This is a genomic window from Enterococcus sp. 9E7_DIV0242 (assembly GCF_002140975.2).
GTDB classification, from domain to species: domain Bacteria; phylum Bacillota; class Bacilli; order Lactobacillales; family Enterococcaceae; genus Enterococcus_L; species Enterococcus_L clewellii.
On the sequence record NZ_CP147247.1, the window covers coordinates 2,082,501 to 2,098,332 of the forward strand.

At 38.8% G+C, this 15,832-nt stretch carries 13 protein-coding genes and 2 rRNA genes (1 of these 15 running past the window's edge); 3 read left to right on the forward strand and 12 right to left on the reverse strand.

Annotation, left to right across the window (positions count from 1 at the left end):
* The 5 genes from A5888_RS09960 to A5888_RS09980 all read right to left on the reverse strand — a co-directional run.
* Positions 1-818, reverse strand: a 23S ribosomal RNA gene (locus A5888_RS09960); it reaches 2,093 nt to the left of the window's first position.
* A gap of 292 nt (positions 819-1,110) precedes the next feature.
* Positions 1,111-2,670 (reverse strand): 16S ribosomal RNA (locus A5888_RS09965).
* The 16S and 23S rRNA genes sit together here, the layout of an rRNA operon.
* A 444-nt stretch (positions 2,671-3,114) precedes the next feature.
* A complete protein-coding gene (locus A5888_RS09970) occupies positions 3,115-3,636 on the reverse strand; it encodes a GNAT family N-acetyltransferase (protein WP_086349850.1) in 522 nt (173 codons plus the stop codon).
* A gap of 91 nt (positions 3,637-3,727) precedes the next feature.
* On the reverse strand, positions 3,728-4,090 hold the full coding sequence (locus tag A5888_RS09975; protein WP_086349849.1) for a hypothetical protein: 363 nt from the start codon (positions 4,088-4,090) through the stop codon (positions 3,728-3,730).
* Positions 4,091-4,164: 74 nt separating this feature from the next.
* Complete coding sequence (locus tag A5888_RS09980) at positions 4,165-4,533, reverse strand: CvfD/Ygs/GSP13 family RNA-binding post-transcriptional regulator (protein WP_339102052.1); 369 nt, start codon at positions 4,531-4,533, stop codon at positions 4,165-4,167.
* Between the two features lie 180 nt (positions 4,534-4,713).
* On the opposite strand from A5888_RS09980, the gene A5888_RS09985 reads away from it, so the two are divergent.
* Positions 4,714-5,883 (forward strand): MalY/PatB family protein, encoded by a 1,170-nt coding sequence (locus A5888_RS09985; RefSeq protein ID WP_086349847.1) that lies wholly within the window; start codon positions 4,714-4,716, stop codon positions 5,881-5,883.
* Positions 5,884-6,012: 129 nt separating this feature from the next.
* On the opposite strand, the gene A5888_RS09990 is transcribed toward A5888_RS09985, so the two are convergent.
* Positions 6,013-6,600, reverse strand: a complete 588-nt coding sequence (locus A5888_RS09990) for a peptidylprolyl isomerase (RefSeq protein WP_086349846.1) — start codon at positions 6,598-6,600, stop codon at positions 6,013-6,015.
* A 212-nt stretch (positions 6,601-6,812) separates the two neighbouring features.
* Between A5888_RS09990 and A5888_RS09995 the strand changes: the two genes are divergently transcribed.
* Positions 6,813-7,835: an NAD(P)/FAD-dependent oxidoreductase gene (locus tag A5888_RS09995; protein WP_086349845.1), complete on the forward strand. Its 1,023-nt coding sequence runs from the start codon at positions 6,813-6,815 to the stop codon at positions 7,833-7,835.
* Positions 7,836-7,877: 42 nt separating this feature from the next.
* On the opposite strand, the gene A5888_RS10000 is transcribed toward A5888_RS09995, so the two are convergent.
* Positions 7,878-8,120 carry a DUF1450 domain-containing protein gene (locus A5888_RS10000; protein ID WP_086349844.1) on the reverse strand — a complete coding sequence of 81 codons (243 nt, stop codon included), beginning with the start codon at positions 8,118-8,120 and terminating at the stop codon, positions 7,878-7,880.
* 82 nt (positions 8,121-8,202) lie between these two features.
* On the opposite strand from A5888_RS10000, the gene A5888_RS10005 reads away from it, so the two are divergent.
* Complete coding sequence (locus tag A5888_RS10005) at positions 8,203-8,709, forward strand: phosphatidylglycerophosphatase A family protein (protein ID WP_086349843.1); 507 nt, start codon at positions 8,203-8,205, stop codon at positions 8,707-8,709.
* Between the two features lie 92 nt (positions 8,710-8,801).
* On the opposite strand, the gene A5888_RS10010 is transcribed toward A5888_RS10005, so the two are convergent.
* The 5 genes from A5888_RS10010 to A5888_RS10030 form a co-directional block, all read right to left on the reverse strand.
* A complete protein-coding gene (locus A5888_RS10010) occupies positions 8,802-9,647 on the reverse strand; it encodes a hypothetical protein (RefSeq protein ID WP_086349842.1) in 846 nt (281 codons plus the stop codon).
* Positions 9,648-9,682: 35 nt separating this feature from the next.
* On the reverse strand, positions 9,683-10,426 hold the full coding sequence (locus A5888_RS10015) for a CPBP family intramembrane glutamic endopeptidase (protein ID WP_086349841.1): 744 nt from the start codon (positions 10,424-10,426) through the stop codon (positions 9,683-9,685).
* A gap of 426 nt (positions 10,427-10,852) precedes the next feature.
* Complete coding sequence (locus tag A5888_RS10020) at positions 10,853-12,709, reverse strand: glycerophosphodiester phosphodiesterase family protein (protein WP_086349840.1); 1,857 nt, start codon at positions 12,707-12,709, stop codon at positions 10,853-10,855.
* Between the two features lie 451 nt (positions 12,710-13,160).
* Positions 13,161-14,153: a phage tail tip lysozyme gene (locus tag A5888_RS10025; RefSeq protein WP_086349839.1), complete on the reverse strand. Its 993-nt coding sequence runs from the start codon at positions 14,151-14,153 to the stop codon at positions 13,161-13,163.
* A complete protein-coding gene (locus tag A5888_RS10030) occupies positions 14,147-15,820 on the reverse strand; it encodes a CD3337/EF1877 family mobilome membrane protein (RefSeq protein WP_422389737.1) in 1,674 nt (557 codons plus the stop codon). The genes A5888_RS10025 and A5888_RS10030 overlap by 7 nt, the downstream gene beginning before the upstream one ends.
* Positions 15,821-15,832 lie beyond the last annotated feature (12 nt).

Below are 15,832 nucleotides of genomic sequence, written 5' to 3' on the forward strand. Positions count from 1 at the left end.
TCCGCTACCCACACCTCATCCCCGCACTTTTCAACGTACGTGGGTTCGGTCCTCCAGTGCGTTTTACCGCACCTTCAACCTGGACATGGGTAGATCACATGGTTTCGGGTCTACGACCACATACTCATTCGCCCTATTCAGACTCGCTTTCGCTACGGCTCCGACTCTTCATCTTAACCTCGCATGTAATCGTAACTCGCCGGTTCATTCTACAAAAGGCACGCTATCACCCATTAACGGGCTTTAACTTGTTGTAGGCACACGGTTTCAGGATCTATTTCACTCCCCTTCCGGGGTGCTTTTCACCTTTCCCTCACGGTACTGGTTCACTATCGGTCACTAGGGAGTATTTAGCCTTGCGGGATGGTCCCCGCGGATTCCGACGGAATTTCACGTGTTCCGCCGTACTCAGGATCCTCCTAGGTGTTGCCAAAATTTCGTCTACGGGGCTTTCACCCTCTCTGGCGGACTTTTCCAAGTCCTTTGACTATCCTGACAGACTACCATATCGGAGTCCTACAACCCCAATGAGCAAGCTCATTGGTTTGGGCTCTTCCCGTTTCGCTCGCCGCTACTCAGGGAATCGAATTTTCTTTCTCTTCCTGCAGGTACTTAGATGTTTCAGTTCTCTGCGTCTACCTCAATTACGCTATGTATTCACGTAAATGTAACATCCTATAAAAGATGCTGGGTTTCCCCATTCGGAAATCTCTGGATCATAGCTTACTTACAGCTCCCCAAAGCATATCGGTGTTAGTCCCGTCCTTCATCGGCTCCTAGTGCCAAGGCATCCACCGTGCGCCCTTATTCACTTAACCTTATCAACCTTGCGGTTGGGTTTTGACTCGTTTCTCTAGCGATAGAGGCGTCATCAAGAAAAATAAGCTATCGAACAATTTTAAAAAACTCTTCAACGCGGTGTTCTCGGTTTGTTTGTGTTGTTGATTTTCTTTCTATCCAGTTTTCAATGAACAAATAGTTTGAGAGTTGTCTCGTTTCAAAGGCGGACAGCATAAAAAATGTTGTTAACCATCTTATCAACTTTTGAGTAAACCTCTCAAAACTGAACAAAGTAAAGTTAAACCGTGTAGTTTCCGTAATATTCCTTAGAAAGGAGGTGATCCAGCCGCACCTTCCGATACGGCTACCTTGTTACGACTTCACCCCAATCATCTATCCCACCTTAGGCGGCTGGCTCCAAAAGGTTACCTCACCGACTTCGGGTGTTACAAACTCTCGTGGTGTGACGGGCGGTGTGTACAAGGCCCGGGAACGTATTCACCGCGGCGTGCTGATCCGCGATTACTAGCGATTCCGGCTTCATGTAGGCGAGTTGCAGCCTACAATCCGAACTGAGAGAAGCTTTAAGAGATTTGCTTAGCCTCGCGACTTCGCGACTCGTTGTACTTCCCATTGTAGCACGTGTGTAGCCCAGGTCATAAGGGGCATGATGATTTGACGTCATCCCCACCTTCCTCCGGTTTGTCACCGGCAGTCTCGCTAGAGTGCCCAACTGAATGATGGCAACTAACAATAAGGGTTGCGCTCGTTGCGGGACTTAACCCAACATCTCACGACACGAGCTGACGACAACCATGCACCACCTGTCACTTTGTCCCCGAAGGGAAAGCTCTATCTCTAGAGTGGTCAAAGGATGTCAAGACCTGGTAAGGTTCTTCGCGTTGCTTCGAATTAAACCACATGCTCCACCGCTTGTGCGGGCCCCCGTCAATTCCTTTGAGTTTCAACCTTGCGGTCGTACTCCCCAGGCGGAGTGCTTAATGCGTTTGCTGCAGCACTGAAGGGCGGAAACCCTCCAACACTTAGCACTCATCGTTTACGGCGTGGACTACCAGGGTATCTAATCCTGTTTGCTCCCCACGCTTTCGAGCCTCAGCGTCAGTTACAGACCAGAGAGCCGCCTTCGCCACTGGTGTTCCTCCATATATCTACGCATTTCACCGCTACACATGGAATTCCACTCTCCTCTTCTGCACTCAAGTCTCCCAGTTTCCAATGACCCTCCCCGGTTGAGCCGGGGGCTTTCACATCAGACTTAAGAAACCGCCTGCGCTCGCTTTACGCCCAATAAATCCGGACAACGCTTGCCACCTACGTATTACCGCGGCTGCTGGCACGTAGTTAGCCGTGGCTTTCTGGTTAGATACCGTCAAGGGATGAACAGTTACTCTCATCCTTGTTCTTCTCTAACAACAGAGTTTTACGATCCGAAAACCTTCTTCACTCACGCGGCGTTGCTCGGTCAGACTTTCGTCCATTGCCGAAGATTCCCTACTGCTGCCTCCCGTAGGAGTCTGGGCCGTGTCTCAGTCCCAGTGTGGCCGATCACCCTCTCAGGTCGGCTATGCATCGTTGCCTTGGTGAGCCGTTACCTCACCAACTAGCTAATGCACCGCGGGTCCATCCATCAGCGACACCCGAAAGCGCCTTTCAAATCAGAACCATGCGGTTCCGATTGTTATACGGTATTAGCACCTGTTTCCAAGTGTTATCCCCTTCTGATGGGCAGGTTACCCACGTGTTACTCACCCGTCCGCCACTCCTCTTTTCCGGTGAGTGCAAGCACTCGGTGGAAAAGAAGCGTTCGACTTGCATGTATTAGGCACGCCGCCAGCGTTCGTCCTGAGCCAGGATCAAACTCTCATAAAAAGTTTAAACTTGACAGTCTTGCGACTGTTACGCTCAATTTGTTTGCTAGCATATTGCTTGCTTGTTAAATCATGTTGTTGTCTTGATCGAATCAAGACATACTACACATTTGGTTTGTCTTACTTTGTTCAGTTTTCAAAGGTCTACTTGATTGCCTTGCAGCAACTTTTATATCATATCAAAGTTCTGATTTGATGTCAACTCTTTTTTTGAAGAAGTTGAAGTTTTTTTCTGCTTGGCTGTTGTCATTTTGTTTCATAACAACTCTTATATCTTATCAACTTTTTTGTTATTTGTCAACAACTTTTTTATTGATAAAACAAGTTTTTTCTTTTACTCAGCTGTTATTCTATTGTGCTGTTTAAAAGAAGTTGTTGTGTCTCAGCGACATGTAATAATATACCAAGATTCCTTCCTCAGGTCAACTCTTTTTTTTCATTTTTCTCAATTATTTTTTTGCTGGTTTATTTGATATGAAAACAGCTCGAATTCTCCTCCTTTACTTTCCTTTACTGTCCCTTTATTTGTGAAGCCATTTCTACTATATAATGAGATCAGTTTGGGATTAGTCGAAATGCAGTCCAGACGTAATTCATCTGCTATATCAGAAAAATGGCTTTTTAATATTGTCAGCATCTGACTACCATAACTTTTTCCTCGGTAGGCTGGATGAACAATTAGACGATGAATATAATAGCTACGTTCTGGAAAATCCAATGATTGCCACAGCTCTTTATCCCAATCTGTCGGCGTATTCCAAACAGCTGCTATTCCAACAACTTGTTGCACAACCGTAAATAGATACACATCTCCTTTTTTGATAGCACCTAACAAATCATGCTTATCTGTTCCTTCCAATACATCTGCCCATTGACTACTGCCTTGTTCGTTGAGCCATAGTGCTGTATCTTTAAGCATCCCTACTACCGTATCACTATCTATCCATTCTGCTTTTCTTATCTCCATTTTCTTCACCTCATCTTTTTTCTACCCAAATTATAGCAAAAAGAAGCAAGTTAATCCCCTGCTTCTTCGTTTCTTACTTAAGAGTTTATTTTTAGAACATTGGCATTCCAGCCATATCATAGGTTGCTAATAAACCTTTCAGACTTAACGGGCTCTCCCATATATAGGTATCGGTTCCCAATACTGCCGCTGCTCCTTCTTCCATTTCAAATACAAACAATGGAAGGTCTTCTGTTTCACTATGTGCATTCGTCAATTCAACTAAGCTGATCGAAGTTACATCTAATTGAATGTTTTCTTTAAAGAACTGTAAAATACTGGCTAATCCTGTCATTTCTTCTGAAACTTCAGTAACAATAAATTCCGCTTGTGCTTCTGTTGGGTGAACAAGAAACTTTTTGGTGCCATCCTGTAAGTTCAACATAATCGTACCGGCCACTCTTTTGTTAGACAAAACTTCCACCTCTATTGATTTTTGTTTTCATGAATACAGGAAAATTGTAACACATTTTCTGAAAAAAAACAGTTTTATTTCAGACTTAAATCATCTAAAGCAGCCAGTATCCATTGAGGTAGTTTTTTTTCTAAACTAGCAAAGCCAATTTTTTTATTTTTGTTGGTAAAATATTTTTTTCTTCTGTACCCACTAGGTTGAGGAATACTCTTTAGCGTTCTAAGAGATAGACTGACTTTTTTAGAATATTCATCAATGTCAATGACTTGTACATTTACCTTATCTCCTATGTTCAATATACTATTGATGTTTTTAGTGTATCCTACTTGAATTTCAGATACATGGATCAGACCTTGCATACTATCTCCCAAAGAAACAAATGCTCCGTATGGCTGCAAACCAGTCACTGTTCCTTCTATGATCATTCCAATTTTGTATTCCATTTGCTTCCCGCCATTCTTTTATCAGATATATATCATCTCCACTAAATCATATCATGTCCGGTAATTTATGAATAGATTTTTTATTTGGCTTTTCTCCCCTTTTTCATTTATCTTTCTTTTGATCTATTCTATACTTCATTTATAGTCATTTATAAAAATAGAAAGTAAAGGGGTAGTGAGATGGTTAATTTCGATCATGTATACGATAGAAAAGAGACAAATTCTGTAAAGTGGGACGCTGTCCAACAGATGTACAAAGAAAATGATTTGCTTCCTTTATGGGTTGCAGATATGGATTTTAAGGTTCATCAACCAATTTTAGATGCAATGTCTGAGTATATCGCTCAAGGTATTCTGGGTTATAGCATTATACCAGACAGTCTGTATAATGCTATTCAAGAATGGCAAAAGAGAAGACATCATTATATAGTAGAAAAAGAAGCTATTTTGTTCAATAGCGGTGTTGTTCCAAGTGTTGCATTAGCGATACAAGCCTACACACAGCCTGGTGATTCTGTCATGATTCATGATCCCGTCTACCATCCTTTTGCAAAAGTGATACAGGCAAATCATCGAGAGGTTGTTCGTAGTCCTTTGTACGTAGAGAACGGAAATTTTTTGATTGATTTTGATGAAATGGAGAAATTGCTGAAAAGCGAGGAAGTAAAACTCTTTATTCTTTGTAATCCTCACAATCCTGGCGGTCGTGTTTGGCAAAAACAGGAATTGGTTCGTATCGGTAATCTATGTAAAAAGTACAATGTACTTGTGATTAGTGATGAAATTCATCAGGATTTGGTCTTTCCTCCAGCCGTATTTACGACATTTACAAATGCAGATCCATCATTCAAGGATTTTTCAATTATTTTGACAGCTGCAACAAAAACATTTAATCTTGCCGGAATAAAAAACTCCATGATTTTTATTCACGATCCTGTCTTGAGAAAGCAATTCAAAACTACTCAAGAAATGAATCAGCAAAATGAAATAAATACACTAGGCTTGATAGGAACCGAAGCAGCCTACAACTCAGGTGACGAATGGCTCAATGAACTCCTTAGCTATCTTAAAGATAACATAGAAGAAGTGGAGAAATTTTTGACTATGAATTTGCCGAAAGTCCAAATGATGAAACCAGAAGGAACGTACTTAGTTTGGCTAGATTTTTCCAATTATCAATTATCTGACAAACAGTTGGAAAACAACCTGCTTCACAAAGGAAAAGTCGTGATGAACACAGGAATTTCTTTTGGCCCTTCCGGAAGTCAACATATGCGTCTGAATATTGCTTGCCCTCGAGCAACATTGCTTGAAGGTCTTCAAAGAATTCACTCATCTTTTGAGAATTAACAGGACATATGAAACCTGATAGAAACACTATCATGAAAAGTATCTGTCACTCCGATAAGCTGTCATCCCTTTAATCAAAAAAAAACGCTTTTCCAACATTCGGAAAGGCGTTTTTCTTTACATGCTAGCTTATTCAGTAATTTCTACTCCGTCAATTACAACATCAAATGTTGGTCGATCTTGTGCGTCACGTTGGACTCCAGCAATCTCATCAACGATCTCTAATCCTTCAATCACATGGCCAAATACTGTGTGACGGAAATCAAGCCAAGGTGTACCTCCACCTTTGTAGGCTTCGATGATCTCAGCTGGAAAACCTGCTCCTTCCAATTGCCCAAGCATGTTCGCAGGAACATCTAGCTTGTTGACAATAAAGAATTGGCTTCCGTTTGTATTAGGACCAGCATTGGCCATTGAAAGGGCACCTCTAAGGTTGAAGACATCCTTCGAGAATTCATCTTCAAATTTTTCTCCATAGATACTCTCTCCACCCATGCCTGTTCCAGTAGGGTCTCCCCCTTGAATCATGAAATCAGGAATCACACGGTGAAAAATCACCCCGTCATAATAGCCTTTTTTCGCAAGCTCAACAAAGTTTTGAACAGTTTTTGGTGCCTGCTCCGGGAAAAGCTGAACCTTGATATCGCCCCGATTAGTTTTAATTGTTGCTTTAGGTCCGTTTACTTCTTCTAAATTTAACTGTGGAAATTCACTCACAAATAGTTCCTCCTTAACAATCTTTACTTTGTTTATCATACCGAATAATGAAAGAAATTGCTATTTTCTTTTCTTAGATTCTCTAAAGCTTTCATTTCTTCACAAACTATCGCTTGCTTTTTCCCACTATAAATGCTATTTTGTGAAAAATGATTGAAATTTATTTTTTCTTTTATCCGATGATTTTACTTAAGAATTTTGGAGGAAATTGAATGTCACATACAAATGAACTATACGATATAACTATTATTGGCGGTGGTCCGGTTGGACTTTTTGCCGCCTTCTATGCTGGAATGCGAAAAGCAAAAACGAAAATTATTGATAGCTTGCCTCAATTAGGCGGACAATTAGCGACACTCTATCCGGAAAAATTCATTTATGATGCTCCTGGATACCCGGCTGTCAAAGCAGCTGATCTAGTTGCCAATCTAGAAGAACAGCTAGCTTCATTCAATCATGATATTCTTTTAGAAGAAGAGGTTGTTAACCTTACAAAGGAAGAAAACTATCTAGTCTTGGAAACGACGAAAGGTATTCACTACTCAAAAGCAGTGATTTTTGCAATAGGAAACGGGTCCTTCCAGCCAAGACGCTTAACTATTGATGGAGCAGCACAGTTTGAAAATCAAAACATTCATTATTACGTAAAAGATATGCAGGACTTTGCAGATAAAAAAGTTGTGATCGCTGGTGGTGGCGACTCAGCAATTGATTGGGCCCTCATGTTGGAGAAGGTCGCTCGTGAAGTCTCAATTGTTCACCGCAGACCAGAGTTTCGTGGTCACGAGCACAGTGTGGAAAAGCTTAAAAATTCAACAGTTCAGATTTTGACACCTTACATGATCGAACAGCTCAATATTGAAAATCAAGAATTCAAAGGGGTCCAGATAAAACATACCAAGGAAGAGGACTTCCAGCTATTGCAGGTAGATTCCCTAATTGTAAACTACGGCTTCACTTCTTCACTCGGACATTTAAAAGATTGGGGGCTTGATGTTTCTCGACATTCTATTATTGTTGATTCAGATATGTCCACGAATATTCCCGGTGTCTATGCTATTGGAGACATCTCCGCTTATAAAGGAAAAGTTAAATTGATTGCTACCGGGTTTGGCGAAGCTCCGACAGCTGTTAATAACGCACTTCATTTTATTCAGCCAGATATCCGTACGCAGCCGATGCATAGTACAAGCCTGTTTGAAAAATCAGCAAGCCAACAAGTATTACAGAACTAAAAAAACGATCTGAAGCCAACTTAGCTTCGGATCGTTTTTCTGTCACATCATTTCTTCCTGCCACTCACGTATTGCCACTTTAACTTTTTCTATCAGCTCTTCCGGCGTCTTTCCTGTAACTCGTTCGCCTTCAAATAATGCATAAAAGCTCTGAGCACATAAGACACATTCATTCATACATGAATAGGTGACTAAATCACTGTTCTCTTGGATAAATGCATCTTCTGAAAGAGCAAAATTGCCTTTTGATAAATTTTGTTCACAGCATTCAATTAGAGGATTCATTGATTTTCTTCCTTGCTTTTTCTTATGTATTTATTATACCATTGACCTATTATAGTAAAAAAATTGTTTTGGAGGAAATAATATGGTTATTCAGGGAGATACGTTGGAACAAACAGCTCGTGCATTACTGAAGCAACGTGGAGTAGAGATTAAGGATATAGCAGAATTAGTGATGTTTCTTCAAGAGAAATATGTAGATCAGCTCGATATGGATACATGCATTGAAAATGTTGAGGCTGTACTGACGAAAAGAGAAGTTCATAACACTATCATTACGGGTATCCAATTAGATATCCTAGCTGAAGAAGGAAAACTATTGCAGCCTCTCCAACAAATCCTAAGTGATGATGAAGGATTATATGGGATTGATGAAATTTTGGCATTATCGATTGTAAATGTCTACGGTTCTATTGGCTTTACTAATTACGGCTATATCGATAAAGTAAAACCTGGCATTCTGGCAGAACTTAACTCGCACGATGGAAAATCTGTCCATACGTTTTTGGATGATATCGTAGGTGCTATTGCAGCTTCTGCCGCAAGTCGTTTGGCTCATTCCCAACCTGATAAAAGTAGAATCACGCAATAAACACTGATACTCTTTCTATCAAAGCCTCTATCATAATAATTAAACAACAAAGAACGGCGCTCTATCCATTTATAGAAAGAGCACCGTTTTTTTTATCCGTTGGTTGAAGTTGCCATTTTTACTACTTGTATTGCATTGAAGTGATGTATTTTATAAACAATATTCTTCTTTTGCCAGACCACCGAATTGGTTTGGTAATCCCCGTTCTCGCCAACTTCTAATTGAATATTTCCATCCTGTTCCGGAACAGGCAACATATTTTCTTCTAAATGCATAACGACTTCTTTTCCAAGCTTCACTGGATCTTCACCATCAATATTGGATGCTTTGATTGTTACATTCCAATTTCCTTCAGCCCAAGTCAGGTAACTCGACCCTGCAGCGCCCTGCATATAGCCAGTGAGACCATACCCTAGATCTACTTCCGATCCCGAATAATCTTCGATTTTTCCAACCTCACTTTTTGCCTCTTCATCCGAAGCAAAAGTTATTTTTTCCATTGCAGCAATCGGTTTAAGTTCATTTAATTCCGTACTATTCACTTTTATTGGCTGATCTTCTGCATAATACAAAATATTGAAATTTGTCTGATCTCCTGCAGATGTAGTAGCTGCACTAATATAATTTTTTGTTGTGCCAGTCAATATTGAATTAGGTAGCGCATGACCAGGAAACAGCGTTGCTAACTCACTAAGTACTTGCTCCGCTTGATCGGCTGGTGTAGTTTCCGTGCTTGATGACGATAGCTGTGTTGAATTTTGTGTACTTGAATCCTCTGATTTCGTTGAAGCGGTAGATTCTTTGCTGCTACTGGCAGCAGTTGCTTCACCACTATTTTTGGTTGTTGATTCTGCAGTTTTTTCAGAACCGTTACTGCACCCAACAAGAACTCCTACTGTCAACGCTAAAAGACCCAATGATAGATACTTCCTTTTCATAACTTTCCCTCCTAAAACCTGTTGATACTTAGTAATTAACTTAGAAATGCAACAGTGAAAATAAGCATATCATAGAAATAGTGAACAAAATAAGAAATCCATATATTTTTTGTCTGGATGTATGGCAGAGTAAGGATCATCCGGCTTCCGCCAATAACAAAAAGACATTGAAGCAAGTTCCAATCATATGTCGGAAGATGCAATAGCCCAAATACAATAGATGATACGATCCAGCCAACAATTATGCCAGTTTTTCTTTTCCAAGCAAATTTTACCGTAGTAAGGTGCAAGACTGCCAAAAAAGGCAGAATTGCTAAAAATTCCTCGCCAAGTAATTGGAATAACTCCTGAAACCTTAGCTGTAAATACGTTATCCACGCATTCGGATCGTTGACATTAATTGCCGCAGGATTGTCGGTCAGCGAGCCATTAAAAAGTTCAATAATTCCTCCAATGATAGAAGCTACCGCGATTGCGCTTAGCACATAAGCAATGACCAGTAGTATATCTTTCCAACGTATTTTTTTAAATAACAATTCCCAATTTTCTCCAACTGTCAGACGCAAGCCTAGCAAAGAAAACAATAACAAAATAATTCCACTCAATAATTCATTAATATACATGGAAATAAATGGGACATAGACTTTCGTAAGTATAAGAAATCCTATAAAGGGAAACAACAGAATGATTAGCCACTGCCCTACAGAAACCTTTTGCGGCTGGTCGTCATAAAAAGGGAAATCTTCCTTCCTCCTTTCAAACCAGAAACGATTCTCCATAGCTTATCCTCCTTTTGTTTTACAACTGAAGCATAGCATAGAATTATTTTTTATTGAAAAAAAAAGATTTTCAATAAAAAAAGCACTGCCTCATTCTTTTGAACAACGGGGCTGTACTCCTCTTTTTTATGAACCCAACTCTTTCATTCAACTCAATTTCATTAAATTCAGTTAGTCCCCCAAGCTATATTAACAAGATCAATCAGATAAATGCCATATAAAAACGCAAACATCCTTTTAATTTTTACGAGAAAACAAGTGTCAAAAAAAAACAGCTCAAACTGTTTGATAATCAATCAAGAAGTGAAAACAATCCATTTCTCGATTTTTTTATCAAACAGTTGACCTGTCTTTTCTCTATAATTTTCTAGCGTATGTTCAGTTCTGGTATTCCATCCGAGCATACTTCTTCATTAACATCTACAATTAATCGAAATCAGTTGTTAAATTATCTATGCCGAGTGCTTCCATTTTCTTGAATTCACTTTGAGGAACACCCCATAAATGAACGGCTAATCCTTTTGCCTGCGCTTTAACGATCAAATCGACTTTCGATATTGCACCATCATATCTGATGTCCAGCCCAGCATTGACACCTAAGCTACTGACTTTATTGATCACATCATCTGTGAGCACTTCTCCTAACAGTTGAACCTGCATCTGAGGTGCCCGCTTCTTCACTTCTACTAAATTTTTATAGTCAAAAGAGATAACTACCGATGTTTCTAAAAGACCATATTGGCTAATTGTATTGATTAAATTATCATAATCACTTCCAGCCACATTCGTTTCTTTGATTTCAAGAAACGGTATACTTTGCTTATTCGCCATGATAGTCAAGTATTCTTCAAGTGTAGGAACAACAAGTTGGCTCTGATCATACAAGTCTTTGTTTGAACCAGTATCAATACGTAATTTTCTAATTTGTTCCAGTGTCATATCACTGATTTTACCAGTTCCATTGGTCATTCGATCAACTGTGCCATCGTGCATAACGACCCATTTTTTGTCCTTAGTTAACCAAATATCTGTTTCTATTCCCCAAGCAGTTGCTTTTTGGAATGCAGGCAGAGAGTTTTCCGGAGCTTCTTGATGATTTCCTCTATGAGAAACATATTTTATGTCATTCGACATTTCGCTGACATCAATGTCTGCCGAAGATACGTATCCTTCATTTGTTTTATAGACTTTCTGGTCGGAATTAAAAACCACAGCCTGCACATAAGCCATGCTGTTAGCGGAAATATCCTTAATTTTTTGTGTCAATCGTCTATCTTGAAACAAAGAAGTATTGTTTAAAACTCGGATACGTACAGGATGACTCATATTAATTTCGGCTGTTCCAGCTGAACTATGGGCAGTCAGTCCATTTCTACCTGTAAAATAAGCAGACGCTGTGTATAACCCATTCTCATAGGAAAAATCCTCATAATCAACATGAACCTTATAGCTATTTGCTCCTTGTCTTACCGCATCATACCATTTTAAGTCACTTTGATCTTCTTTCGACCAAATCGGTATAGAAAGCTTTTCAACATCGGATTTACTATCCACAGCTATATTGACCTCAAACTGTCCTTTGTCTACTCTGGAACCATCTATAGATGCCTGAATAGTCGGTTCCGAAACATTAAATTCTCCCAGTTTTACTTGTTCGATTTTTCCACTTTTCTTAGTTATCAAAAGATCTGTTTGATACCGACCACTTTCCTGATGCTCTTTAACAGGAATCTCCGCCTGCCAAGTATTCGTAGCAGAATCATATATCCCTTCATAAAACTTAACATCACGGTTACCATCTTTTTCTCCCCAAGCTGGAAACTGAACGCGCTCAATATGGTTGATACTTGCTAAATTGGCAATGACCTTATAAACTGTTTGTTTTCCAAAAACATCATTTAAATAGAAAAACGGGCGACTGCTGGGAACTGTTAAAAGTTCTTTAATTTGATTGCTCCATTCTTCAGTATGTAGAGCAATATTACTATACTTAGGATTTATTTGAACCTCTGCGTCATTTATCTCCTCTTGTACCGGCGCCATTGCAATCGGTGTTTTTCGTGATAGAAAATCCAATTGTGAAAACTCGTAGCCTTCATAAGACGAAGGATCTGCATCCTTCTGATAATCTAAATTAAAATAAAATAGATATCCTGCTCCTACGCCACATACCGCAATCGCAACGGCTATCATTAATGGTTTAGCCCACTTCTTTTTTTCTTCACGCTTATTCTTTTTATGCTTCTTATTCTCTTGTCTTTTTTTCGATCTATTTTCTTCCATGATGAAACCTCGTATTTCTTAGCAATTAAAAATTTTTATGATGCTCTCTGTCATGACTTCTTCTTTTCAATGCATCTGTTTCAACATATACACATTTTGTTCCTTAAGCTTTTCGAAAAAGCTTACAAACGGGATAAAAATGAAGAAAAGTCAGTTATACAAGCTTCTTATCAGCATTCACAACTCTTTACAGTATAGTATAAAATGATAAAATAGCCCATATAAAACTCAGAATTTTATAGATATTTTATAGATCACAAGCGTTTTGCTAAAAAATAGGCTTCATCTTCGTCTATTCATTTTGATTTAAATTTTCACCTGTACAGCTTTTTAAAAAGACACTGAGTAAGCTCGTGAGACTAGACAATTATGTTATGAATATCTTGGTTAATATTGATACTCTTGGACTACATATCTCTAGAGTCTCTTAACAATCAAAGAAATAAGTACTTTACTCAATTATTCCATAACCAATAATGACTGCTGAATTGACTGCATATCTTTGCTCCTTTACTTCATCGTTACTATTTCCTTCAACAGTGTAAACAACCCCATCTGCATATTTATTTACCAACCCGACATGATCACTAATTCCATCTGATTCCCAATCAAAAAAAATAATATTTCCTGGCTTCGGTTTTTCTCCAGCTGTCAGCCATTTGTTACTTTCTTTAAACATATTGACGCCTGTCGGGCAATAAGCAAATCGTTCAAAGTCGCTGTTTATCTGCTTTCCACACCAAGAAACAAACACTGCACACCATTCAACACGGTAATTATAGCCATACCAAGACCAAAATTTTTCCCCACCTTTATTTCCAAGCTCTTTCAATGCAACTTCAACAATCGAACTGCTTCCGCTTCCATTCTCATTAAAATTTGTTCCTGAAAATAGATTGAACCATTTTTGAGCCAGCTCTTGCCTTTCTGGATGATCATCTCTTGGCCGCTCACGGTTCTTTTCATACACACGTGCAGCTAATCGTGAGTCTCCTAATCGTTTAAATTCTTCTCCTGAATAAGGATATCTTTGAGTTGGGATATATCCTCGACCGCTATCACTTAATTCCCAATCAATGACTTCTACTTGAGTTGCCAACTCCTTATAATTACCAGTAATTCCAGCTTGATTGATGTGGTTCAATAAAACAGATCTCGGTGTCCACTGTATTAAACCATATCCAACACCCTCTGTTTCGTCAATGTCAGATTCAAATGTTCCACCTGTCTCTTGATCGATATTGCCAAGAATTCCTGCTCGAGCTTCCTCTGAGTAATTTTTTTGCCCCAATAGCTTCCAGATTTGTGCAGCATTTTTCTCTGGTTGAGTCAGATTCAGATCCTGAGTAGCATCAGCTTCATGTAAAATACTGCTACTTAACAAGATTCCTCCCATAAAAAGAAGAATGATCACTCCACTAAACCCACTAATAGTTCTCAACATGTCCTTAACTCTTCGAGCAGCTTATAAAATGATTTTTTCTCCTCTAGCTCTTCCATTTCATAAGAATGTCTTTCAACACTCTCATCAAGTGAAGCTATTCTAATTTTTTGCGATCTTACTTCCTCCGTACTATTTCTATCGGATATCTCGTTTTGCTCCTGCGGCTTTACTACTCTATAATAGTTTCTATTCGACGCTTGTTGTCTTTCAGTTATTTGTTCTTCTATTGTATTATCCAGTTTTTGTATGACGTTATCACTTATTTCCAGACTGGTCTCATCTTTCATTTTCAAATCTAAGTATGATCTATTTGGGGAAATCTTTGGGGCATCATTTCTAATCTTCGTCTCTGTCTCTATCTCCAGCCACTTCGTTCCCTGTTGTTCATTCATAACAAGAATATCTCTGAAATCAAAATCTGTTGCTCTTTTTTCATGCTCATCCTTGTTTTCAAAAAAAGAGTGTACAGCGGATAAAGAAGAGTCACTTTTCTTTTCTTGATTGAATAATTGCTTCCTATGCTTATAAGTAGCAGTTTCTATCTGAGTAATCGCTCCAGCAGTAATTACACTAATAATTTTTCCCTTCCCTTTTAAGAGTAGCAGAATCAGAGTTGCTTTATTCACAGTTCCCAGCATACTGCTTATTAGTGAACTGTTGCCTGCCATAGCAATGATTGAGCCATCGATCAAGGTCATTAGAAAGAAAAATATATAAACTACTAAAGACATAAACATACCAATAAAAAAGAACAACATCATTTTCCCAAGAAGATTAAATAGGACATTAGAAAATTTAGGGAGTAGACTAAGAAGACTAACTGGTGGTAAGCCAAAAATCACACATAGAATAAGTATCTTCAATAAAAATTTCAAAGCAGCCATCAGCAATAAGGGAACACCAACAAATAAATTGTTTACCCATGCATAAACAGATAAAAACCATTTATCAAGTGAACCATCAGGAGTCATATATCTATTTTCTTTCCCCTCTTCCTTCACTTTTATAAGCAGCTCTTCTTTCGCTCTCTCATTATTTTCCTGTTCATCTGTATATAAAAATAGATCAAACCTTTCTTCATAAATAGGTGTACCGAAATTGATCATTGCAAAAGCTTGTCGCACTGTCATATCGAAATAGGCATCTCTGATTTTTTGCATACTTTTTTCCGAACCTATATTTTCCGATTGCCCTTGCTCTCCTGATGGAAGAGTAACTCCTTGTAACATCAAAGTTTCAGCTTCATCAAAAATCAAATTTATATCCTTTAAGTATTCCTCCCCATTTGTATAAATAACAAAATTCATTCCGATTATAGCAAATAAAACCAACATTTTTTTAAAGGACTCCTGTGGACTCTTAAACACATAGATGAAAAAAATGATTACTAATGCTATCAGAAATAGTACAGCACCCAATGTATCAAATAGTGAGTGATACAACGTGATTGCTGTTTTGAAGACACGTCCAACGGTATCCTCAAAAACCGTATTGCTCAGAAGAAGCTGTAGACTCAAATCTACAATCTGATAAATCCAACGATTCACAGTCATTCCACTATTAATTAAAAAATTGATAAGCTGATACATTTCTTCGCTGCCTATTGCACGCCACTTTCCTTCTGTGTCAAGGAGGGAAGCATACGAATGTATTGAAAAACTATTCATTACTATTCCCTC